The 21,966-nt window shown below is 67.4% G+C and carries 22 protein-coding genes; 12 read left to right on the forward strand and 10 right to left on the reverse strand.

Features of this window, described 5'->3' with window-relative positions; all coding sequences use genetic code 11:
* Nucleotides 1-79: 79 nt before the first annotated feature.
* The 3 genes from AncyloWKF20_RS02410 to pxpB all read right to left on the reverse strand — a co-directional run bounded on the left by AncyloWKF20_RS02410 (nt 80) and on the right by pxpB (nt 2,791).
* Complete coding sequence (locus AncyloWKF20_RS02410) at nt 80-778, reverse strand: GntR family transcriptional regulator (protein ID WP_279316374.1); 699 nt, start codon at nt 776-778, stop codon at nt 80-82.
* A 160-nt stretch (nt 779-938) separates the two neighbouring features.
* The gene (locus AncyloWKF20_RS02415; RefSeq protein WP_279316375.1) at nt 939-1,976 is read right to left on the reverse strand and encodes a biotin-dependent carboxyltransferase family protein; all 1,038 of its coding nucleotides are present in this window, start codon (nt 1,974-1,976) and stop codon (nt 939-941) included.
* Complete coding sequence (pxpB, locus tag AncyloWKF20_RS02420) at nt 1,973-2,791, reverse strand: 5-oxoprolinase subunit PxpB (RefSeq protein ID WP_279316376.1); 819 nt, start codon at nt 2,789-2,791, stop codon at nt 1,973-1,975. Before pxpB ends, AncyloWKF20_RS02415 begins: the two co-directional genes overlap by 4 nt.
* A gap of 85 nt (nt 2,792-2,876) precedes the next feature.
* Here pxpB and AncyloWKF20_RS02425 point away from each other — a divergent pair, with 85 nt between their 5' ends.
* Nucleotides 2,877-3,653 carry a 5-oxoprolinase subunit PxpA gene (locus AncyloWKF20_RS02425; protein ID WP_279316377.1) on the forward strand — a complete coding sequence of 259 codons (777 nt, stop codon included), beginning with the start codon at nt 2,877-2,879 and terminating at the stop codon, nt 3,651-3,653.
* 4 nt (nt 3,654-3,657) lie between these two features.
* Nucleotides 3,658-6,087: a 5-amino-6-(D-ribitylamino)uracil--L-tyrosine 4-hydroxyphenyl transferase CofH gene (gene cofH / locus AncyloWKF20_RS02430; protein ID WP_279316378.1), complete on the forward strand. Its 2,430-nt coding sequence runs from the start codon at nt 3,658-3,660 to the stop codon at nt 6,085-6,087.
* A 117-nt stretch (nt 6,088-6,204) separates the two neighbouring features.
* On the opposite strand, the gene AncyloWKF20_RS02435 is transcribed toward cofH, so the two are convergent.
* From AncyloWKF20_RS02435 to AncyloWKF20_RS02450, 4 genes are all read right to left on the reverse strand, one after another.
* A complete protein-coding gene (locus AncyloWKF20_RS02435; protein WP_279316379.1) occupies nt 6,205-7,152 on the reverse strand; it encodes a TIGR03619 family F420-dependent LLM class oxidoreductase in 948 nt (315 codons plus the stop codon).
* A 144-nt stretch (nt 7,153-7,296) separates the two neighbouring features.
* Nucleotides 7,297-8,100, reverse strand: a complete 804-nt coding sequence (locus AncyloWKF20_RS02440; RefSeq protein WP_279316380.1) for a CoA-transferase — start codon at nt 8,098-8,100, stop codon at nt 7,297-7,299.
* Nucleotides 8,090-9,079 carry a CoA-transferase gene (locus AncyloWKF20_RS02445; RefSeq protein WP_279317859.1) on the reverse strand — a complete coding sequence of 330 codons (990 nt, stop codon included), beginning with the start codon at nt 9,077-9,079 and terminating at the stop codon, nt 8,090-8,092. The genes AncyloWKF20_RS02440 and AncyloWKF20_RS02445 overlap by 11 nt, the downstream gene beginning before the upstream one ends.
* Nucleotides 9,080-9,092: 13 nt before the next feature.
* Nucleotides 9,093-10,586 (reverse strand): pyridoxal-phosphate dependent enzyme, encoded by a 1,494-nt coding sequence (locus tag AncyloWKF20_RS02450; RefSeq protein ID WP_279316381.1) that lies wholly within the window; start codon nt 10,584-10,586, stop codon nt 9,093-9,095.
* Nucleotides 10,587-11,100: 514 nt separating this feature from the next.
* On the opposite strand from AncyloWKF20_RS02450, the gene AncyloWKF20_RS02455 reads away from it, so the two are divergent.
* The 5 genes from AncyloWKF20_RS02455 to AncyloWKF20_RS02475 are packed head-to-tail and all read left to right on the forward strand — an operon-like array spanning nt 11,101 to nt 14,931.
* The gene (locus tag AncyloWKF20_RS02455) at nt 11,101-11,565 is read left to right on the forward strand and encodes a carbon monoxide dehydrogenase subunit G (RefSeq protein WP_279316382.1); all 465 of its coding nucleotides are present in this window, start codon (nt 11,101-11,103) and stop codon (nt 11,563-11,565) included.
* A 31-nt stretch (nt 11,566-11,596) separates the two neighbouring features.
* Nucleotides 11,597-12,085 (forward strand): 2Fe-2S iron-sulfur cluster-binding protein, encoded by a 489-nt coding sequence (locus tag AncyloWKF20_RS02460; RefSeq protein ID WP_279316383.1) that lies wholly within the window; start codon nt 11,597-11,599, stop codon nt 12,083-12,085.
* Between the two features lie 6 nt (nt 12,086-12,091).
* A complete protein-coding gene (locus AncyloWKF20_RS02465) occupies nt 12,092-12,898 on the forward strand; it encodes a xanthine dehydrogenase family protein subunit M (RefSeq protein WP_279316384.1) in 807 nt (268 codons plus the stop codon).
* Nucleotides 12,899-12,916: 18 nt separating this feature from the next.
* On the forward strand, nt 12,917-13,264 hold the full coding sequence (locus tag AncyloWKF20_RS02470) for an ArsC family reductase (RefSeq protein ID WP_279316385.1): 348 nt from the start codon (nt 12,917-12,919) through the stop codon (nt 13,262-13,264).
* Between the two features lie 59 nt (nt 13,265-13,323).
* The gene (locus AncyloWKF20_RS02475) at nt 13,324-14,931 is read left to right on the forward strand and encodes a peptide chain release factor 3 (RefSeq protein WP_267582997.1); all 1,608 of its coding nucleotides are present in this window, start codon (nt 13,324-13,326) and stop codon (nt 14,929-14,931) included.
* A 12-nt stretch (nt 14,932-14,943) separates the two neighbouring features.
* Here the strand turns inward: AncyloWKF20_RS02475 and AncyloWKF20_RS02480 are convergent, their stop codons facing one another.
* Both AncyloWKF20_RS02480 and AncyloWKF20_RS02485 read right to left on the reverse strand, forming a co-directional pair.
* Nucleotides 14,944-16,032, reverse strand: a complete 1,089-nt coding sequence (locus AncyloWKF20_RS02480) for a GGDEF domain-containing protein (RefSeq protein WP_279317860.1) — start codon at nt 16,030-16,032, stop codon at nt 14,944-14,946.
* Between the two features lie 134 nt (nt 16,033-16,166).
* On the reverse strand, nt 16,167-16,661 hold the full coding sequence (locus AncyloWKF20_RS02485; RefSeq protein WP_279316386.1) for a L,D-transpeptidase: 495 nt from the start codon (nt 16,659-16,661) through the stop codon (nt 16,167-16,169).
* 184 nt (nt 16,662-16,845) lie between these two features.
* Here AncyloWKF20_RS02485 and AncyloWKF20_RS02490 point away from each other — a divergent pair, with 184 nt between their 5' ends.
* The 5 genes from AncyloWKF20_RS02490 to der all read left to right on the forward strand — a co-directional run bounded on the left by AncyloWKF20_RS02490 (nt 16,846) and on the right by der (nt 20,813).
* On the forward strand, nt 16,846-17,415 hold the full coding sequence (locus AncyloWKF20_RS02490; protein WP_267582995.1) for an NnrU family protein: 570 nt from the start codon (nt 16,846-16,848) through the stop codon (nt 17,413-17,415).
* A gap of 34 nt (nt 17,416-17,449) precedes the next feature.
* Nucleotides 17,450-18,271, forward strand: a complete 822-nt coding sequence (panB, locus tag AncyloWKF20_RS02495; protein WP_279316387.1) for a 3-methyl-2-oxobutanoate hydroxymethyltransferase — start codon at nt 17,450-17,452, stop codon at nt 18,269-18,271.
* A gap of 168 nt (nt 18,272-18,439) precedes the next feature.
* On the forward strand, nt 18,440-19,144 hold the full coding sequence (locus AncyloWKF20_RS02500; RefSeq protein ID WP_279316388.1) for a tetratricopeptide repeat protein: 705 nt from the start codon (nt 18,440-18,442) through the stop codon (nt 19,142-19,144).
* 10 nt (nt 19,145-19,154) lie between these two features.
* Nucleotides 19,155-19,430 (forward strand): hypothetical protein, encoded by a 276-nt coding sequence (locus tag AncyloWKF20_RS02505; RefSeq protein WP_279316389.1) that lies wholly within the window; start codon nt 19,155-19,157, stop codon nt 19,428-19,430.
* A gap of 21 nt (nt 19,431-19,451) precedes the next feature.
* Nucleotides 19,452-20,813 (forward strand): ribosome biogenesis GTPase Der, encoded by a 1,362-nt coding sequence (gene der / locus AncyloWKF20_RS02510; protein WP_279316390.1) that lies wholly within the window; start codon nt 19,452-19,454, stop codon nt 20,811-20,813.
* Here the strand turns inward: der and AncyloWKF20_RS02515 are convergent.
* Entirely contained in the window at nt 20,795-21,952 is a 1,158-nt protein-coding gene (locus tag AncyloWKF20_RS02515) for a glycosyltransferase (protein WP_279316391.1), read from the reverse strand. The genes der and AncyloWKF20_RS02515 overlap by 19 nt on opposite strands.
* Nucleotides 21,953-21,966 lie beyond the last annotated feature (14 nt).

Raw genomic sequence — 21,966 nt, forward strand, 5'->3', positions numbered from 1 at the left:
TCGGCGTGTCAACAACGGGGGCGAAGCGGGTGAATCAAGATTCCCGCTTCCTTCGTCAAGTCATTGATAAGTCGAAAGATTACCCGAGAAGGTCGACGTCGAGCTGCACACAGTCGCCGCGATAGATGATGTCGGCGACATAGATCACCACGTTAGTCGCGTCGGTAATGACGAGATGCGCCTCCACCGTCGGAAAGCCGATGCCGGTCGCCAGCAGGTTCGCCACGCGCGGTTCCACCGTACCGACGATAAAGGACTGCCGCGCCTTCGCCACCGTCAGCCCCTCCAGCGTGGCCACCACCGCGATGGTCGGCTCGCGGTCGAAGCGTTCCGGCGCGAGGTCATAAAGACGCTCGTCGAAATGCACGCGGGCATAGGAATAGGGCTGCCCGCGCCGCGACTGCACGCTCTCCAGATAACGGTAGGATGGTGCCGCCTCGCCATCCTCCGGCCGGATCACCGGCGCCGGCGGGTTGGTGTTGAGCGGCAGGAAGCGCGGCACGTTGGCGCCGATGGTGCCGGCCAGCGAATGCCACTTCAGATCGAGCTTCAGCCAGCGCTTTTCCTCGACATTGCCGGAGACGAAGGTGCCCTTGCCCTGGATACGGCGCACCAGCCCTTCGCTCTGCAGCACTTCGACCGCCTGGCGAACGGTGACGCGCGCGACCCGGAACTCGGCTTCAAGTTCTTGCAGCGTCGAGATTTTCTCGTTCGGCTTCCACACGCCGTCCTCGATCCGCCGGCGAATGACACCGGCGATCTGGAGATAGCGGGGCACGGGGCTTCGGCGGTAGTCCGGACTGCTGAGGGAGGCCGCGTGGTCCTTGAGCATGGGCAGGCTGGTTCCGATGTCGGCCGCAGCGCGGCGTCGCTTCATAGTGGAATCGGCGGTCTACCTATCTTCAGTATCATGTAATCCTATCCGCCGCCCCGCGCCGTTACTCGGTTTCATACGCGCTGACAACGCCGGAGATCAGATTCGCACGCCAAAGCGCGTCCGTATCAATACGGGCTCCCTCGCGCACGGGCGCAAGGCTGGCGACCAGCCGGGCGACCGCCTGTTCCTGCGCCCGGCGCGCCGCTTCCGCCTCCGCAACGCTGACGGCCGCGAAGCGCAGTTCCGCCCCGGGCAAGAGCCGGCCGGCGGCGGGCAGGTCGGCGGAGATCACCGTGGCGATTTTGGCATAACCGCCAATGGTTTGGTGATCCGCGAGCAGCAGGATCGGCAGGCCCGAGCCGGGCACCTGGATGGAGCCGGTGGCGATCCCATCGGAGACGATGTCGGCGCTGGTGACGAAGCCAAGCGGCGGTCCGTCGAGCCGCATGCCCATGCGGTCCGCCTCGCGGGAGACACGGTAGGCGGCGGTGAGGAAGGTGGCCCGCGCGGCCTCGGTAAAGGCTTCCGCCTGCGGGCCGAGCACGACGCGCAGCGTGCCGGCAAAGGCCAGCGTCGGCGGGTGGGGCAGATCGAGACAAGGGCCGGAAGGATCGGCATTGCTCACAGGTATCATATCACCGGAGATCAGCGCCCGCCCTGCCACCCCGCCAAAGCGCCCCTTGAGATCGGTCGCGCGCGAGCCCATTACCGCCGGCACATCCATGCCGCCTGCCACCGCGAGAATGGCGCACCCGCTCTGTGTGAGCGCCCCGATGCGCACCGTCGCCCCCTCCGGCACGTCGATGGCCCGCCAGCTCGGATAGGCGCGCGTCTCGCCATCCGCGATCACCTCGATGCGGGCGGATGCCCCGGCGAGGGCGATCCGGGCAGAGCCGTCCTCGACCACAAAGTGAGGCCCCGCAAGGCGTAGCTCGAGCGCGGCGTCCGTCGCCGCATTGCCGACCAGCGCATTGGCGAGCCGCAGCGCCACCGGGTCCAGCGCGCCGCAGACGGGCACGCCGAAGGCCTGAAAGCCGCGCCGCCCAAGATCCTGCACGCTGGTCTGCGGGCCGGGCTGGAGGATGCGTAGCGTGCTCATGCGCTCTCCCCCGCCAGAGTTTCATGGTGAGGTATAAAAACACCAGCATCAACCGCTACCCGCACGCGCTCGTGCTCAGTTGCGTCCACCGGCACGAAGCGCACGCCATCCCCCGGCGCGAACAGCGTCGGCGGGGTCAGCGTGGGGTCGAAGAAGCGCACCGGCGTGTTGCCGATCAGCCGCCATCCTCCTGGCGATTCAAGGGGATAGACCCCAGTCATGCGCTGCGCGATGGCGACCGAGCCCGCCGGAACCCGCACGCGGGGCACGCTGAGGCGCGGCAGGTCGAGTGCCGCCGGCAGATCGCCGAGATAGGCGAAACCGGGCAGGAAACCTTGCACGTAGACGCGGTAAGTGGTGCCGGAATGCTGCGCGATCACCTCCGGCACGGATAGCCCGGTGGCACGCGCGACCTCCTCAAGGTCCGGCCCCGCCTCGCCGCCATAGAGCACCGGAAGATGCCAGAGCCGGGCGGGCGCCGCGCCCGCGGTCTCGCCGAGATCGAGCGCGGCCAGCGTCGCTTGCAGCGCTTCCGCCGAGGTCACCAAGGGGTCGTAATGCACCAGAAGCGAGCGAAAGGTCGGCACCGTTTCGATGAGCCCGGCGGGCGGCGCGAGCGCCAGCAGGGCGGCGGTACGGTGCACGAGCGCGTTGATGTCGGGCGCGATGACGCTGCCGAACTCCACCGCGAAGGCCGTGTCGCCGACGGGCAGAAAGCGCGCAAGTTGGCCCAGCCGGCGCGTTGAGCCGTCGCCGCTTGTACCCGCTTGACCGTCCTCGCGCTGCATCTGTCCCCACGCCGCTACGGCAATCATCCTATTCATAGTATGTTTGCGCTTGAAATCCATTATTATCTAATGTGTTAATGAGCGCACGTTCAGCACTGGCAGGAGGCTTCCCGTGGCGCATCGCATCAACATCAACGCCGATATGGGCGAGGGCTACGGTCACTATCAGATCGGCAATGACGCGGAGATCCTGCGGATCGTCCAGAGCGTGAATGTCGCCTGCGGCCTGCATGCGGGCGATGCCACGGTGATGCGCGATGTCTGCATCAAGGCGGAGGCCAATGGCGTGTCGATCGGCGCGCATCCCGGCTTCAACGATATCTGGGGTTTCGGGCGGCGCCAGATCCGCATGAGCGCGGATGATCTCGAATATCTCGTCGCCTACCAGATCGCCGCGCTCGTCGGCATGGCCGCCTATGCCGGCGCCAAGGTCACCCATGTGAAGCCGCATGGCGCGCTCAACAACATGGCGGCGGTCGACCGCGACTACGCGCGCGCCATCGGCCGCGCCATCCGCACCGTCGATCCCTCGCTCTATTACCTCGCTCTGTCGGGCTCGCAGATGGAGGCGGCGGCGCTGGAGCTCGGCGTGCCGCTGGCGCGCGAGGCCTTCATCGACCGGCTTTACGATGACGAGGGCAATCTGTGCTCGCGCAGCAATCCGGCCTCCGTCATCAAGGATCCGGCGGTGGCGGCCGAGCGTGTGGTGCGCATGGTGCTGGAGCAGGAGATCATCTCCATCAACGGTAAGAAAATGCCGACGGCCTTCGACTCGCTCTGCGTGCATGGCGACGAGCCGACCGCCATCGCCGTCGCCACCGCCTGCCGCGACGCGCTGAAGGCCGCCGGGGTCGAGCTGGTCACGCTCCCCGAGATGATGAAGGCCTGAGCCGATGGCAGCGCGCGAGGGCTGGCGGGCGGGGGCGGAGCTGGACGCCGGGGAGGCGCTGGCCCTCGCGGAGGAGGGCGACCTTTCCGCCCTCATGACGGCTGCCGCACGGGTGCGCGACGAGGGCTTCGGCGCGACGGTGACGGTGTCGCGCAAGGTATTCATCCCGCTGACCCAGCTCTGCCGCGACGTGTGTCATTATTGTACCTTCGCGCACCCGCCAAAGAAGGGCCAGCGTGCCTTTCTCACGCCCGATGAGGTGCTGGAGATCGCCCGCGCCGGCGCCCGCCTCGGCTGCGACGAGGCGCTGTTCACCCTCGGCGACAAGCCGGAGCTGCGCTACGCCGTTGTCCGAGACGAACTCGCCGCCCTCGGCCATGCGACAACACTGAGCTATCTCAAGGAGATGGCGGGGCTGGTGCTCAAGGAGACCGGCCTGCTGCCGCATATCAATGCCGGCGTGATGGGCGAGGAGGACCTCCTTAGTCTGCGCGCCGTCTCGGCCTCGCAGGGGCTGATGATCGAGACCACCGCCGAGCGTCTCTCCGCGCGCGGTGGCCCGCATTTCGGCTCGCCGGACAAGCGCCCCGCCGCGCGGCTGGCGACGCTGGAGGCGGCCGGGCGCGCCCGCGTGCCCTTCACCACCGGGCTGCTGATTGGCATTGGCGAGACCCGGCGCGAGCGCATCGAGGCGCTGTTGGCGATCCGCGACAGTCATGCCCGGTATGGTCATGTGCAGGAAGTCATCATCCAGAATTTCCGCGCCAAGCCCGGCACGAAGATGGCCGGCGCGCCGGAGCCTTTGCTGGAGGATCATCTCTGGACCGTCGCCGTCGCGCGGCTGATCCTCGGGCCCGCCATGTCCATCCAGGCGCCGCCCAACCTCCAGCCGGAGGGGCTGAAGACGCTGATCGACGCCGGCATCAATGATTGGGGCGGCGTCTCGCCGGTCACGCCCGATCATGTGAACCCGGAAGCGCCGTGGCCGGCGCTGGCGTCGCTCGGGGTCGCCACCGCCCGCGCCGGCAAGGTGCTGGCGCCGCGCCTTGCGGTCTATCCGCGCTATCTCGACCAGCGCGCCACTTGGCTGCACGCGGACGTCGCGCCCCTCGTGCTGCGCCGGGCCGATGGCGCCGGTCTCGCGCATGAGAGCGCCTGGCGCGTGGGCGAAGAGGAGCGGACCCGCCTCGTCGACTGGCCGGCCGCGCCGGCGCTGGCGGGAGAGGAGACCGCACTCGACGCCATCCTCGACACGGCCTTTGCCGGGCGGGAACTGGCCGAGGCCGAGATCGCCACCCTGTTCGACGCACGCGGGGCGCGGGCGCAGCGCGTGTTCGAGGCGGCGGATGCGCTGCGGCGTGAGACGGTGGGCGAGACGGTGTCCTATGTCGTCACCCGCAACATCAACTACACCAATGTCTGCGCCTATCGCTGCGGCTTCTGCGCCTTCTCCAAGGGCCGCCAGCACGCCCATCTGCGCGGCCGGCCCTATGAGCTTGACCTCGGCGAGATCCAGCGCCGCACAAGCGAGGCATGGGAGCGCGGGGCGAGCGAAGTCTGCATGCAGGGCGGCATCCACCCGGATTTTTCCGGCGAGACCTATCTCGCCATCCTGCGCGCGGTGAAGGCGGCGGTGCCGCAGATGCATGTCCACGCCTTCTCGGCGCTCGAAGTGCGCCACGGCGCGGCGACGCTGGGCGTAACGGTCCCGGAGTTCCTGTTGATGCTGAAGGAAGCGGGCCTCGGCTCGCTGCCGGGCACGGCGGCGGAAATCCTCGACGACGAGGTGCGGGCCATCATCTGCCCGGACAAGCTGACGACGGAGGAGTGGCTGGAGACCGTCGGTGCCGCCCATCGCGTCGGCCTGCGCACCACCTCGACCATCATGTTCGGCCATGTCGACGGCTACCGCCACTGGGCCCGCCATCTGCTGCGCCTTCGCCGGCTTCAGGCCGAGACCGGTGGCATCACCGAATTCGTGCCGCTGCCCTTCCTGCACATGGAGGCACCTTTATACCTCAAAGGTGGCACCCGCGCCGGCCCCAGCCGCCGCGAGGCGCTGCTGATGCACGCGGTCGGGCGGCTCGCGCTTCATCCGCTCATTCCCAACATCCAAGCCTCCTGGGTCAAGCTCGGGGAGGGCGGCATCGTCGCGGCGCTGAAGGCGGGGGCGAACGATATTGGCGGCACCTTGATGGATGAATCCATCAGCCGCGCTGCCGGCGGTATGCATGGGCAGGAATTCCCGCCGGACCGCATGGAAGCCGCCATCCGCGCCGCCGGGCGGCTCGCCCGCCAGCGCACGACGCTCTATGGCGAGGCGCCCTCGCGCCAGAAGCAGCGCTCCTATGCCGCCGAGGCGCTGGCGCCCCGGAACGAGCCGGCCGCTGGCCGCTTCGCGCGGGTCGGCAGCCTTGCCGCCCGTCAGGGCTGATCGGGCTCTCATCGTCAGGAAAAGGGTGAGGGGCGCCTTGAGGGGGTCATGCGCGCCCCTCACCAGCCCGTCTGTCCGGGCTACCCTCCCGCGGGAGGGATTGGTGAGCCGAGCCGGCTATTTGCGCAGCAGCGGCAGAACCTCGTGGGCGAGCAGGTCGATCTGCTCCTTCTCATAGCGCCACGGCACGAAGACGATCTTCTTCACGCCGGTGGCGATATGGGCGGCGATCTGCTCGGCGCATTCGGCTGGCGTGCCGACAATGGCGCTGTCGAAGGTCGAGAGCGAGCCCTTGGACAGATCCCATTCGGCGTGCAGCCATTCGGTCATCTTCGCCATGCCGACCTCGCGCGGGCCGATATAGATCGGCAGCTGGTTCAGGCTGTAGAGCTCGGCCGGGTCGCGGCCGGCTTCCTCGGCATAGGCGGTGATCTTGCCCCAGGCCTCGGTGTAGCCTTCGGGGGTGTAGAAATAGGTCAGCCAGCCGTCGCCCTTGGTCGCCGCGCGCTTCAGCACCACGTCGACATAACCGCCGATCAGTATGGGTGGGTGCGGCTTCTGCACCGGCTTGGGAAACATCACCGCATTGCGCAGGTTCAGCTCATCCCATTGGCCGGTCACGGAATCTTCCGTCCAGAGCCGCTTCAGTATCTCCAGATTGCGGTCCATGATCTTGCCGCGCCGCTCATAGGCAATGCCGACGGCGTCGAATTCCCGCTTGTACCAGCCGACTGCCGCGCCGAGCATCAGGCGGCCATTGGAGATGAGGTCGAGCGAGGAAAGCTGCTTGGCGAGGATCACCGGGTTGCGCAGCGGCAGCACCAGCACGCCCGTGCCGACCTTGATCGTCTTGGTGCGCGCCGCCACGGCGGTGAGCAGCGAGAGCGAGTCGATGATCGGGAAATGCGGGTCGGTGCCGAGCAGGATGTGGTCCCACACCCAGAGCGACTCGAAGCCCAGTTCCTCCATCCGTACACCATAGTCGATCAGCGCCCCGGCATCCGGCAGCTCCGGGAAGCGGGTGAAGTTGCGCATCGCGATGCCGAAGGCGACGGGAGCGGGCATGGGCTTTCCTTTCGAGGCGACTTCAGGCCGTCATCCCGGACGGCCAAAGGCCGATCCGGGATCGCTGGAAACGGGAGAGCGATCCCGGCTCTCCGGCTTCGCCTCCGGCCGGGATGACGACGGAGGGGAGCAGGGAAGCGCGCATCACGCCGTATAAAGCTGCGCGGGATCGAGCTCGCGCAGAATGGCCAGTTCCTGCGGTGTCGGCACCTCCGTGGTCGGCACATCCGCCGGCACGGGCAGCTCGAAGCCTGTATTGGCCTGGATCGCCGCCGCCGAGACTCCCGGATGCAGCGCCACCACCGTCATCGCCCGGCTGTCCGGGTCGAAGCCGAGAATGCCGAGATCGGTGACGACCCGGAACATGCCGCCCGCCGGCAGGCCGCGCTCGGCGCGGGTCTTGCTGCCATCGAGGAAGCCGGGGCTGGTGATGAAATCCACCTTCTCCACGAAGCGCCGCTTCTCATGCTTCATGGCGACGATCATGTCGGCTAGCGAGGCGATGTCATTGCCCCCGCCCGTGCCGGGCAGGCGGATCTTCGGGTCCGCCGGGTCGCCGATGAAGGAGGAGTTGAGGTTGCCGAAGCGGTCGATCTGCGCCCCGCCCATGAAGCCGACATCGACATAGCCGCGCTGCAGCATCAGCAGCACTTCGGTGATTGACACCAGCATGTTGGCGCGGCGCGTGCAGCGCTGCTCATTGGTCGACGGTGGCAGCTTACCGGCTTCCACGAAGGGGCCGATGACCCCGCCCTCGAACAGGATGGTGAGGCCCGGCGCATGGGTCTTCTGGGCGAGGATGGCGGCGAGCAGTGGGATGCCGACGCCGGCGAAGACGGTCTGCCCGTCCTTCAGCAGACGCGCGCTCATCACCGCGAGCAGTTCCGAGCCGGTATAGCAGGGAACGGGCGCGAGGGCGTGGCCAGCGCGTGCGCGTTCAGTCGTCATAGATGCCACTCCCGCGACGCTGGGCATCCAGCAACTCGGCCATGCCGATGCGGCTGAGATAGTCCGCCCAGTCCTTCGGCTCGTGATAGAAGCGCTCCAGATAGGCGGCCGCTCCCGCTTCCGGGTCGCGCGCGGTCATCTGCGCGTAGAGATCCATATGGCTGTAGAACGGCTCATAGAGCCCGTAGCACTCATGCGGCGCGCAGCCGAAGGGCACCTCAACCACCGCATCCACGGTGAAGAAGCCGATCTTGGTCTGGTCCGGGTGGCGGCGGATCTGCTCGTTCGAGACCACGCGCTCGGTGGTGAGGATCACCCGGTTCGCCGCCATGGCGATGTCGATGTCCATGAAGGTCAGCCCGTCGAGCTGGGCATTGCCATAGGCGTCGCAGCGCTGGACATGGATGATAGCCACATCGGGATTGAGCGCCGGCACCAGCAGTAGCGTCTCGCCGGTGAACGGGCATTCCATGGTCTTGGCGGCGGCAAAGGCCGCATCGGCGGGGCCGGTATCGCCGCTCACCCGCCCCAGCACATCCGAGCCGAGCATGGAGCGCATGGGCATGAAGGGCACGCCCATGGCGCCCGCGCGGTAGCGCAGGCCCATCGCCATGTGGCTCCATTCCTCGAAGCGCGCGCGCTTCGATTCCGTGTAGGCGCGCATCACCTTGGACACGCCCCAGACGATGCCCTGGCTGAACCAGCTGGTGATGATGTGCCGGGAGAGGCCGGAGGCGTAGAAGATGTCGCCTTCGGTCGAGGTGATGGAGCGTGAGACGGTAAGATCCTGCTTCTGCGCCCGCACCAATGCCCAGATCAGCGCGAAAGGCGTGCGCGACGCCGTGCAGCCGCCGACGGCGAGGTGATCGCCGTTCTGGACCAGCCGCACGGCGTCCTCCAGCGTCGTCACCTTGTTGCGCAGGCTGCGGTCGCGCTCTCGGGTACGCTGCCGGAGATCGGAATAGGAGAGGGGCGCCACGCTCACATGCTCCTCATGCCGCCTGGGCGATGCCGACATCGCGGTTCATGCGGTCGATCATCTCGTCGAAGATCGGGAGATAGTCCCGCAGCCCCTTCCAGAAGCTCTGGTGGCGGCGGCGGTCGAAATCCTCGACCGAAATGCCCTGCTGTTCGACCCAGGTGTAATAGCCGAGGTTGAACACGCGCTGGCGCTCGCGGTGGTCAAGCTCCAGCACATGGTCGGCATCGCCGCCGAGCAGGTGCTGGCCGAAGGTTTCGGCCGCGTCGATCTGGTCGAACGTCCCGCCCCGGCGAGCGAGATGGGCGGCAAGCTCGCTGGGGTAGAGCTCGGCGCCATCGGTTGCCACCGTGATGATGACGTCGGTCTCGCTCAGATCGAGGCGCCGTGCGGTCTTGATCGCCGCCAGCACATTGCCGATGCCGGAGAATCCCATTTCCGCGAGGCCATCCAGCGTCGCCGTGTCGATGCCGCGCCGCTCGGCCAGATAGGCGCGGCCGGCGGGCGAGCCGAATAGCAGCGCGAGGTCGTCCGTCGCGCGGTCGGAGACGCCGGCGATCATGTCGGTGTTGGTGACGTTGTGGATCAGCGGCACATGTTTGTCGCCGATGCCCTGAATGTTGTGCTCGCCGAAGCCATTATAGAGCAGCGTCGGGCATTCCACCGGCTCCATGGCGACGATGCGCGCGCCATAGGTCTCCTTCAGATAGTCGCCTGTCCCCAGCGTGCCGGCCGAGCCGGTGCCGGCCACGAAGGCGGCGAGGTTCAGCGTGCCGGAGGCATTAAGCGCCTCGAACAGCCGGCCGGCGGCGGTGCCGGTCATGGCGTAATGGGCGAGGTAGTTCGGGAATTCGGAGAACTGGTTGAGGATGAAGTTACCCTCATCCTTCGCCATCTCGGCGCAGGCGTCGTAGATCTCCTTCACATTCGACTCCGTGCCCGGCGTGCGCACGATGTCGGCGGGATCGGTGACCCATTTCTCCAGCCAGTTGAACCGCTCAGCGCTCATCCCGCCCGGCAGCACGGCGACGCCATGGCAGCCGAGGATGCGGGAGATGGCGACGCCGCCCCGGCAATAATTACCGGTGGAGGGCCATACGGCGCGGTGATGCGTCGGGTCGAACATGCCGGAGACGAGGCGCGGGGCGAGGCAGGCATAGGCCGCCAGCACCTTGTGCGCCCGGATCATCGGAAAATGCCGGCCCTGCATGACGACGATGCGCGCGGGAACGCCGGTGATGGCCGAGGGCAGTTCGATGAAGGAGGGGACGGTCACACCGTCCACACTGTCCGCCTGATTGAACCAATGAACCCCGAACAGATTGCGCCCGTCCGGCGCCCCACGATCCGCCCGCGCCGCCTGCTCGCGGGCCGCGGGGGACATGGTCTCCGGTGCCGCGAGCTCGGAAAAGCGCGGCAGAACAATGCCGCGACCGCGCAGATGCGCGACGGTGCGGGCATAGATGCCGTCATCGACGACGCGGGAGGGTAGCTCGAACGGGTTCATGCGGCTCAATCGCAGTTCCGGGTAGGCGTCACGCGCCACAGGTAAGGATGATACTAATCATAGTACCACTGATGCAAATTATCATTCCGAGGTATCAACTTAAATTCGCAGGCGGATGTCGGTCGCCCTCTAACGCACGCTTCGGCGCTGCGTCCGACGGCCCGTCCTGGTGGGGCAGGCGATATGCGGCAGGCGAAGGGTCGAGGGCTATCCGTTTTCCTTTGAGGTATGGTGTGCTAATTGACCATACCAATCATCCCGATTTGCTCAATACACATTGGAGCTTAGCCTTGGGCTAATTTTATGCAGCCGGCGCCTTCTCAGCGGGCAGCCATGCATGGAATGTCCGGCTCTCCGGCCCGGAATGCCCAGACGGCGCGGGTTGGCACATCGGTTGCTGTGATCGCGGATGGCCTAAGGGGGGCGTCTGTCCGGGATGGGCGGCGCCGCGTCGCTGGTTGAAGTCGCCCAATGGTCGGGTGCAGGATTTGGTGGTCGGGGAAGTGGGTGTCTCATGGAGTTGACGGGATCGCATCGCATCGAGGCTCCCCGCGCGGAAGTGTGGCGGGCGCTCAACGATGCGCAGGTGCTGCGCCAGTGCATCCCCGGATGTCAGGAACTGCTGCAGGTGTCGCCGACCGAGTTTACCGCCAAGGTCGTTCTGAAGGTCGGGCCGGTGAAGGCGAGCTTTGCCGGCGCGGTGACCCTGTCGGACCTCGATCCCCCTTCGGCCTACCGCATCGACGGCGAAGGGCAGGGCGGTGTCGCCGGCTTTGCCAAGGGCGGCGCGCGCGTCTGGCTGGTGGAAGAGGGCGAGGTGACCGTGCTCCATTACGAGGCGCAGGCGAAGGTGGGCGGCAAGATCGCCCAGTTGGGCGCGCGCCTGATCGAGGGCACGTCGAAGAAGCTCGCCGGCGAGTTCTTCAGCGCCTTCGCACAAACGCTCTCACCGGCAGTGGCGCCGGCCGAGCCGAGCTGACTTTTTCGCATAGGCGACCGGGAGCAAGCCGATGCAGACCATAACCCTGACCGTCAACGGCACCCCCGTCACCCTGACGGTCGATCCACGCACGCTGCTGGTGCACGTGCTGCGCGACATGCTGGCGCTGACCGGCACCCATGTCGGCTGCGACACCAGCCAGTGCGGCGCGTGCACCGTGCATGTCGATGGCGAGGCGGTGAAATCCTGCGCGATCCTCGCGCTGCAGGCCGATGGCGCCACCGTCACAACCATCGAGGGCATCGGCACGGCCGAGCACCTGCACGCCATGCAGGCCGCGTTTCGCGAGCATCACGGCCTGCAATGCGGCTTCTGCACGCCCGGCATGATCATGGCCGGGCTCGACATGGTCCGCCGTCATGGCCCGGTCCTGGACGAGCGCACCGTGCGCGCCGAACTGGAAGGCAACATCTGCCGCTGCACCGGCTACCACAACATCGTGCTGGCGATCATGGCGGGCGCCCGGGCCATGGCAGCCATTCCTGTCGCGGCGGAGTGAGCCCGCATGTTCCCCTTCATCTATCATCGCCCCGCCGACCTCGCCGCCGTCCAGGCGCTCATCGCCGCGCAGGAAGAGGCAAAGCTGCTGGCGGGTGGGCAAACCCTTATCGCGACGTTGAAGCAGCGTCTGGCGAGCCCGAGCGATCTCGTCGATCTCGGTGCGGTGCCGGGGCTCGCCGGCATCCACCGCGAGGGCGATACGCTGGTCATCGGCGCGATGACCCCGCATGCTCAGGTTCACGCCTCGCCCCTTATCCGCGAGGCATTGCCGGCACTCGCTGAACTGGCGGGGCTGATCGGCGATCCGGCCGTGCGTAATCGCGGCACGCTCGGTGGCTCCATCGCCAATAATGACCCCTCTGCCGATTATCCCGCCGCCTGCCTCGCTCTCGACGCCAGCATCGTGACGGACCGACGGGAGATGGCCGCGACGGCGTTCTTCCGCGATCTGTTCGAAACCGCGCTGGAGCCGGGCGAGATCATCCTGCGGGTCGTCTTCCCGCTCGGCGGTGTCGGGGCCTATGAGAAATTCCCCAACCCGGCCTCGCGCTACGCCATGGCCGGCGCCTTTGTCTGGCGCGCGGCAGCGGGCGTGCGCGTCGCCATCACCGGCACCGGCCAAGCGGGTGTGTTCCGCTGGGAGGAGGCTGAAAGGGCGCTGACAGAGGCGTTCAACGTCGACGCGTTGGAGGGGCTGAGCCTCGATGGCGACGCCATGATCAGCGACATTCATGGCACCGGCGCCTATCGCGCGCATCTCGCTGGCGTTATGACGCGCCGTGCCGTGGCGCGGCTCGCCGCCCAGGGCTGAAGGCGGGCGGAGGACGACATGGCGGTCACGATCTACGGCATCAAGAACTGCGACACGATGAAGAAGGCGCGGGCCTGGCTCGACGCGCAGGGCATTGCCTATGCCTTCCATGACTACAAGGCGTCCGGCATCGACGCCGCCCACCTCGCCGCATGGGCAGGAAAGGTCGGCTGGGAGACGCTGCTGAACCGCGCCGGCACAACGTTCCGCAAGCTCGACGAGGCCGACAAGGCGGGGATTGACGAGGCCAAGGCGCTCACGCTGATGCAGGCCCAGCCCTCGCTCATCAAGCGGCCGGTGCTTGAGGCGGACGGGGCGCTGCTGGTCGGCTTCAAGCCGGAGACCTATGCGAAGCAGTTCGGCTGAGCGCGGCGGAATTCCCGCCGCCTCTTGATCCGCAGCGGCTTCCCTGCCATTTCCCGCCCATGAACGCGCTTTCCAATTCCGCCGCCTCGCCGATCGCGCTCGAAGTGGCGCGCCGCCGCACCTTCGCGATCATCTCGCACCCGGATGCGGGCAAGACCACGCTGACCGAAAAGCTGCTGCTGTTCGGGGGCGCGATCCAGCTTGCCGGTCAGGTGCGCGCGAAGAAGGACCGGCGCTCCACCCGCTCGGACTGGATGGCGATCGAGCGCGAGCGCGGCATCTCGGTCGCGACATCGGTGATGACCTTCGAGTTCGCGGGCCATGTGTTCAACCTGCTGGACACGCCGGGCCATGAGGACTTCTCGGAAGACACCTACCGCACGCTGACCGCCGTCGACGCGGCGGTGATGGTGATCGACGCGGCCAAAGGTATCGAGGCCCGTACGCGCAAGCTGCTGGAAGTCTGCCGCCTGCGCGACATTCCGATCATCACCTTCATCAACAAGATGGACCGCGAAAGCCGCGATCCCTTCGAGATCCTTGACGAGATCGAGAAGACGCTGGCCCTCGACACCTCGCCGATGACCTGGCCGGTCGGGCGCGGGCGCGACTTTGTCGGCACGATGGATGTCGCGACCGGCGGCATGCGCCTTCTGGACGGCGACGAGGGCAAGACCGGGCCGCTGCGCAGCATGAGCATGGCCGAGATCGCCGCCCTCAACGTTACGCTCGATGAAGCGGCGCTCACCGAGGAACTCGGTCTGGTGCGCGAGGGATGCAACCCGTTCGACCTCGAATCCTTTCTCGAGGGCCATCTCACGCCGGTCTATTTCGGCTCGGCGCTGCGCAATTTCGGCGTCGGCGACCTGCTGGAAGGCCTCGGCAAATATGCCCCGCCGCCGCGCGCGCAGGACGCCGACAAGCGCCGCGTCGAGGCGGAAGAGCCGCGCATGACGGCCTTCGTCTTCAAGATTCAGGCGAATATGGACCCGAACCACCGGGACCGTATCGCCTTCGCGCGGCTGTGTTCCGGCAAGCTCCAGCGCGGCATGAAGGCCAAGCTGGTGCGCACGGGCAAGCCGATGAGTCTCGCCACGCCGCAGTTCTTCTTCGCGCAGGACCGCCAGCTCGCCGAGGAGGCGTATGCCGGGGACGTGGTGGGCATTCCCAACCACGGCAATCTGCGCATCGGCGACACGCTCACCGAGGGCGAGGAGATCAACTTTGTCGGCGTGCCGAGCTTCGCGCCGGAAATCCTGCGCCGTGTAAAGCTGTCGGACGCCATGAAGGCCAAGAAGCTCAAGCAGGCGCTGCAGGAAATGGCGGAAGAGGGCGTCGTCCAGGTCTTCCGCCCGACCGATGGCTCGCCCGCGCTGGTCGGCGTCGTCGGTCCGCTGCAACTCGACGTGCTGAAGAACCGGCTGGAGGCCGAATATGGGCTCGACGTCGGTTTCGACATGTCCGAGTTCCAGCTCGCCCGCTGGGTCTCCGCGGCCGATCCGAAGCGGCTGGACGAGTTCGCCGCCGGCAACCGGCTGTCGACCGCCGAGGATCTCGACGGCGATCTGGTGTTTCTGAGCCCTTCCGCCTTCATGATCGGCTACACCGGCGACCGCTGGCCGGGCATCGTCTTCACCGATGTGAAGGACGTGAAGAAGGCGGCGTGACGCTGCCTGGGGTCACCCGAACAGGCGCGGCTCGGCGGACATCACCCGGTTGCGCCCGCCGCGCTTGGCGGCGTAGAGCGCCTTGTCGGCCTCGTTGAGCACCTGCTCGAAGGTCGTGCCATGGGCCACGCCGAACGCGAAGCCGGCGCTGGCGGTGGAGCGAAAGCCCGCCACGCCCAGCCCGGCCGCGTTCTGCGCGAAGGTCTGGCAGATGGTTTCTGCCAGCCGCAGCGCCTGATCCGCCGAGGTCGCGGCGACGACAAGCGCGAACTCCTCGCCACCGAGCCGGGCGACAAGCGCTCCTGTCGGCGCGTGCCGCGTGATCGACGCGGCAAAAAGATTGATGACGCGATCCCCGAAGGCGTGACCGTGCGTGTCGTTGATGGTCTTGAAGCTGTCGATATCGAACACGATCACGGCTGTCTCGGCGGCGACGGGGGAAGCCGAACCGGCATCGAAAAGCGCGCGGCGGTTCATCAGGCCGGTCAGCGGGTCCGTCATCGCCGCACGGTGCAGTTCGCCTGCGAGGCGCGACTGGTTGAGCGTCAGCGTCACGGCACCGATGCCCGGCACACAGGCCACCATCACCAGAAGCGAGAGATCCTCGGCCCAGCCGGTTGGCGCGCCGTCCAGCATCGGGCGGCCATCCAGCCCGAGCATGATCCCACACAATACGAAGGACGCGCCGATCGTCGCATAAAGCAGGCACAGGCCCCGAACGGCGGCCGGCGCATACGGGCGGGCGCCCCAGTACTGCCCCGCTATGAGAAACAGCAGAGCGGCCGCCGTGAAGTTGATGGGTACGAGGCCGAGGCCGGTATAGCCGAGCAGAAGGGCCGGCAGAGCGACCAGATTTGACACGACGGCGGTCAGCACAATCAGCCTGCGCGGCGATCGTCCTGTGCGGAAGCGGTAACCTGCCCCGACCAGTGTGGACAGGCCCGTCATGATCGCCGCAAAGGCGAGCACGGCGATAGGCGCGTGGGGCGCCACCACATAGAAGCCGTAGAGCAGCAGCCCCAAACCGCACAGTGCGCCGCCCACGGCGCAGCTCAGCAGAAACGAATCCTTGGGCCCCATCAGCCAACCGATGAAGATCATCACCGACAGGCAGGCGGCGGAGATGCCGACAGCAGCCAGAAGGGTCACGTAGTCCAGTAGCATCGCGGAGCGCCTGTGCCCTTCATTGGTCGCTGCCTGCGCGGCAGCGGGCCGTGGGCCTCGGGTGCGGCCCGTCAGCGCGTTATTTCGATTTTCGTATTAACCCGCCCGACGTCGCTGACAAGCGCGAAGAACGTCGCGGCGTTCTGCGGATGCAGCCTTACGCAGCCATGTGAGGCGGGACGGCCGAGCCGGCGCAGGTCGCTCGTGCCATGAATGGCATAGCCGCCATTGAAAAAGATGGCGTAGGGCATCGGCGCATTGTCGTACTTCCGGGAGAAGTAGCGGCGGTGCATGCGGTAAGGCTGGAAGTTGCCGGTGGGCGTGCGATACCCTTTGCGCGCCGAGGAGATCGGCCACGTGTAGCGCCGCCAGCCATCGACCCACACTTCCATGGTCTGGGTGGAGATGTCGATGTGAGCCTTCACCTCGCGCGGGGCCGTGGGGGAGATTGACGCGGGCATCGCGGTGAGCGCGATCTGGGGCGCGTATTGCTGCGCGCTACCGCGTGCGGCATGTGCAACACACAGAACCAGCGTCGCCAGCAGGACCAGAAGGGTACGCGTCACCAGCCTCTCCCATCATTGGGCGCAGTCTGACACGGCTTGCGATTGCCAGGGAGCGCCCTCGCCAAACATGGTTTACCCAAGGGCGGCAACTGCTTGGCCATGCGACCGTGCGCGGCGGTAAGTCGGATGGCGTACGGCTTGGAAACGATCTAGCTTCCGGCGCCTTTCACCTATGGAGCGCCCCATGATCCTGATGCTCGCCGGCCTCGCCCTGTTCGTTGCGATCCATCTCGTCTCCGCGCGCCGCAAGATGGCGACGGCTGCCGGCGCGATGCTGGGGACGACGACCTATCGCGTGCTGCATGGCGTGCTCGCCGCCACGGCCGTGCTGATGATGGCCTATGGTTTCGGCCAGTGGCGCGCCGAGGGCCCGACCCAGCTCTATGACCCGCCGGTGGGGCTGCGCCACCTCGCGCTTCTGCTCATGCTGATCGCCTGCATCGCCGCCGTCGCGGCGCTGGTGCCGAGCCACATCAAGGCGTGGCTGAAGTTCCCGTTCCTCGTGGCGATCAAGACCTGGGCGCTGGCGCATCTCATCTCCAACGGCGATGCCGCCACGGTGACGCTGGCGGTGGTTATCCTCGCCTGGGCGGTGGTGCTGCGCATCATGGCCAAGCGTAGCAACCGGCCGCTGCCGGTGGCGCCGGCCGGCTGGGGCGGCGACCTCGTTGCGATTCTGGGGGGTGTCGTGCTTTATGCCGTCCTCGCCTTCGGGCTCCACCCCTACATCATCGGGGTGCCGGTAATGGGCTGACAAGCCCTAGAAGAACAAGAGGAAACGCTCCGACATGTCGGTCCAGTCCGCCGCTCGCCGCCTCACCGCCCCGGACATTCGCGCAAAGAAGGGCGGCGAGCCCATCGTCTCGCTCACGGCCTATCACGCTCACACTGCCCGCCTCATCGACCCGCATGTCGACTTCATGCTGGTCGGCGATTCGCTGGGCATGGTGATGCACGGCATGGAGACGACGGTGCCCGTCACCGTCGAGATGATGATCCTGCAGGGGCAGGCGGTGATGCGCGGCTCGTCCCACGCGCTGGTGGTCGTGGACCTGCCCTTCGGTTCCTATGAGGGCTCGCCGCAGCAGGCCTTCGCCACCGCCTCGCGCGTGCTGAAGGAGACCGGCGCCGGGGCGGTGAAGCTGGAGGGCGGCCGGCGCATGGCCGAGAGCGTGCGATTCCTCGCTGATCGCGGCGTGCCGGTGATGGGCCATGTCGGCCTCACCCCGCAGGCTATCAACACGCTCGGCTCGTTCAAGGCGCTGGGGCGCGACGAGGCAAGTGCGGCGCTGATCCTGGACGACGCGCGCTCCATTGCCGAGGCGGGCGCCTTTTCCATCGTGCTGGAGGCCATTTCCGAGCCGCTGGCGCGGCAGATCACGCAGGAAGTGGCGCCGCCGACCATCGGCATTGGCGGCTCTGTCGCCTGTGACGGGCAGATTCTCGTGCTGGAAGATATGCTTGGCCTCTCGGACCGGGTGCCGCGCTTCGTCAAGAAGTTCGCCGATATCGGGCCGGCCATTGGCTCGGCGGTGGAGGCCTATGCGAGCGAGGTGCGGGCCCGCAGCTTCCCCGGTCCCGAGCACGTCTACGCGCCGAAGAAGGCCTGAGAAGACAGCCTGTAGCTCCCGGCACGGCGCGGTTTTGCGCGGCTTTACCGTAGCACCGCGCCGCGATTTGCCTTGTTGAGGCCGCATCGCTAGTTTACGCGGCCTTTCGCGACCGGTGCGCAGCCTCTGCCGCCGGTGCCCTTCTGACGACCTGCCCACGGACACGACATGGCCGACATTTTCCACGAGATCGACGAGGATCTGCGTCGCGAGCGTTTTTCGCGGCTCTGGAGCCGCTATGGCGCCTATCTCATCGGTCTTGCCGTGCTGATCGTTCTCGCGGTCGCCGGCTGGCGCGGCTATGAGTGGTATCGCCTTCAGCAGGCGCAGCAGGCCGGCGCGCGTTTCGAGGCGGCGTTGCTGCTTGCCACGCAGGGCAAGACCGCCGAGGCCGAGACCGCCTTCGCCGCGCTGGAGAAGGACGCCCCCGCTGGCTACCGCACGCTGTCCCGTTTCCGCGCCGCCATCGAGCTGTCGAAGACCGACGCCAAGGCCGCCATCGCCGAGTTCGACGCGCTCGCGGCCGATGCGGGCGTTGGCCGGCTGATGCAGGATGTGGCGCAGGTGCGCGCCGCCATGCTTCTGGTCGATACCGCGCCGCTCAGCGAAATCGAGAGCCGCGTCAAGCCCTTGGACACGCCGGAAGGCGCCTTCCGCCATTCCGCCCGCGAGCTGATCGGTCTCGCCCAGTACAAGGCCGGTGACTACAAGGCCGCCACGGACACCTTCACGGCGATCCTGAATGACGGCCAGAGCCCGCCCGGCCTTCGCCGCCGCGCCGAGCTGATGCGCACGCTGGCCAGCACGCAGGTGGCGCCCGCCGCAGCGGCTGCGGGCACGCCGGCCCCGGCTGCGGCGCCTGCTGTTCAGTGAGGAGAACCCGATGACGAACCCCGTTTCGCCGCGCCGGCTGCGGCTGCGTCGCGCGTTGGCCCTGCTGCCCGTTCTCGGGCTCGCCCTGGCCGTTTCCGGCTGCGAGACGCTCGACAAGATGAACCCCTTCAATGAGAAGGAAAAGCCGCTGCCGGGCGCGCGCGCTCCGGTGTTCCCCGAGGGCGTTCCGGGCGTCGACTACAATGCGCCCCCGCCGCAGCCGGCCAATTCCGCGAAATACGACACGCCGACGGCGGCGCCCGCGCCGGCCGCTTCGACGCAGTAAGGCGCTTGGAGGCGCCTTTCCATGACCATTACCGTCGCCATCGTCGGCCGGCCGAATGTCGGAAAATCCACGCTTTTCAACAGGTTGGTCGGAAAGCGGCTGGCGCTTGTCGATGACCGCCCGGGCGTGACCCGCGACCGGCGGGAGGGGGACGCGCGGCTCGGCCATCTCTCCTTCCGTGTCATCGACACGGCGGGTCTGGAAGAGGCCAAGGCGGAGTCGCTGGAAGGGCGGATGCGGGCGCAGACCGAGGCGGCGATCAGTGACGCCGATGTGCTGCTGTTCCTCATCGACGCCAAGGCCGGCATCACGCCGATCGACCGCACCTTCGCCGATCTCGCCCGCAAATCCGGCAAGAACACCATTCTCGTCGCCAATAAGGCCGAGGCGAAAGGGGCTCTGGCCGGGTCGCTGGAGGCCTATTCGCTCGGTCTGGGCGATCCGGTGGAGCTCTCCGCCGAGCATGGCGACGGCATGGTGGACCTGCTTCGGGCGCTCTCGGCCCATGTGGCCGATGAGGGCGATGAGGTGGACGATCAGGCCGATGAGACCGAAGAGGAGCGCGCCCGCCGGCCGATCCGCGTCGCCGTTCTCGGCCGCCCCAATGCCGGCAAGTCGACCCTCATCAACGCCATCCTCGGCGAGGACCGGCTGCTGACCGGACCCGAGGCCGGGATCACCCGCGATTCGATCTCGGTCGATGTCGAGCACCACGGTGTCGCTCTTCGGCTGTTCGACACGGCGGGCATGCGCAAGCGCGCCCGGATCGAGGACAAGCTGGAAAAGCTCTCCGTCGCCGACGGGCTGCGCGCCGCGCGTTTCGCCGAGGTGGTGGTGGTGCTGATCGACGCCACCCACCCCTTCGAGGAGCAGGACCTGCGCATCGCCGACCTTGCCGAGCGCGAGGGGCGGGCCGTCGTGATCGCGCTGTCCAAGTCCGATCTCGTGAAGGACCAGCCGGGCATGGCCTCCCGGATGCGCGAGGAAGCCGACCACTGGCTGCCGCAGGTGAAGGGCGCCCCGGTGGTGATGGTCTCCGGCCTGACCGGGGAAGGACTCGACCGTCTGGTGCGCGCCATTCAGCAGACCTACCTGGTGTGGAACCGCCGCGTCGCCACCAACCCGCTGAACCGCTGGCTGGGCGAGGTGACGAATGACCATCCGCCACCGGCGGTGTCCGGCCGGCGCATCAAGCTGCGCTACATGACGCAGCCCAAGGCCCGCCCGCCGAGCTTCGTGCTGTTCTGCTCGCGCGCCGACGCGCTGCCGGAAAGCTATCTGCGCTACCTCGTCAACAATCTGCGCACCAGCTTCGACCTGCCGGGCGTGCCGATCCGCCTGACGCTGCGCGAGAAGGACAATCCTTACGCCGAGAAGGAATGAAGCAGCCGTGCGAGCGGCCGGAGGCAGGCTCGCTTGAAGCTGCGGACCAGCCCGCGCGCGCGGGTGAGGGCGCTGCGTAGCCGCCGTTGGGAGCGACGCTCCGGCGGCTTGCGGCGATATTGCTCGTGCAGATGCGCCGCCAGCAGCCGCTCCTGCGCGATCATCGGGTCGGCGGCGAGGCGCGCCGTGCGGGCGGCATTGTCGCCCCCTGGTGTCGCCAGCAGCGCGTCCAGATAGGGCTCCAGCCGGTAGCGATCCAGCTCCGTGGGTCTGAGCTTCTGCGTGAACGCCCGGCCAGCCGGGTAAAGCTCAACGATCTCACGCGCCAGCGCACTCGCATCGAGTCGGCGTTCGCAGCAGCGCCCGGTGAAGTTGTAGCGCGCGGCGCGGGCGAGGTTCTCCGCGCTGAGATAACCCGGCCCGCCGAAATGATCGTAGACGAAGACCGGCACGCGGGCGGCGAGCGCATAGGGCACGGTCTTGCCGATGCTGATGACGACATCGCTGGCCGCGACCATCTCGGGCGTGAGCAGCCTCTGCCCGCCCTGCGAGGCGCCGAGGCGATGCACGGTGTAGTCCCGCTCTAGAATATCCAGCGCCGCCATCAGCGCCGGGTCGCTGTGGTTGGTCACGGCGGTGATCGTCCTCAGCCGGGCGCCCGCCGTGCAGTCCGGGCGGAAATAGGCGGCGGGGGCGGCATTGTGGAACACGGTGACGGGGGCGGTGACGCCCACCTCGATGAGCCGCTCCGCCGTCAGCTCTGAATTCGCCAGATAGGCGTCGGCCAGAATCCGGTCATGACGCCAGCCGCCGCTCTCCATGAAGGTGCGCCGGCCCAGTTTGCCAAACACGACCGCCGTGCGCGCGCGTGAGGCGGCATCGAGCCGGTAGTCGAACAGGCCGGCGACATGGTGCTGGAGATAGGCGAGATCATAGGCGAAAAGGGTGACGGCGGCCGGATCGGTGACGATCTCGATGCCGAGCCGGGTGCGGAAGAGATCGGCGATCGGCGGGCCGGCCACGCTGGCGAAGACCGTGACGTCGTGCCCGCGGGCGCGGAAGTGCTCGGCCATCTCCAGCAGGATTCGCTCGGAGCCGCCGATTGTGACGAAATAGGCATTGGCGAGAAGGATCTTCATCGGCACCGAACGGT

Origin of the sequence: Ancylobacter sp. WKF20 (assembly GCF_029760895.1) — a bacterium.
Lineage (GTDB): Bacteria > Pseudomonadota > Alphaproteobacteria > Rhizobiales > Xanthobacteraceae > Ancylobacter.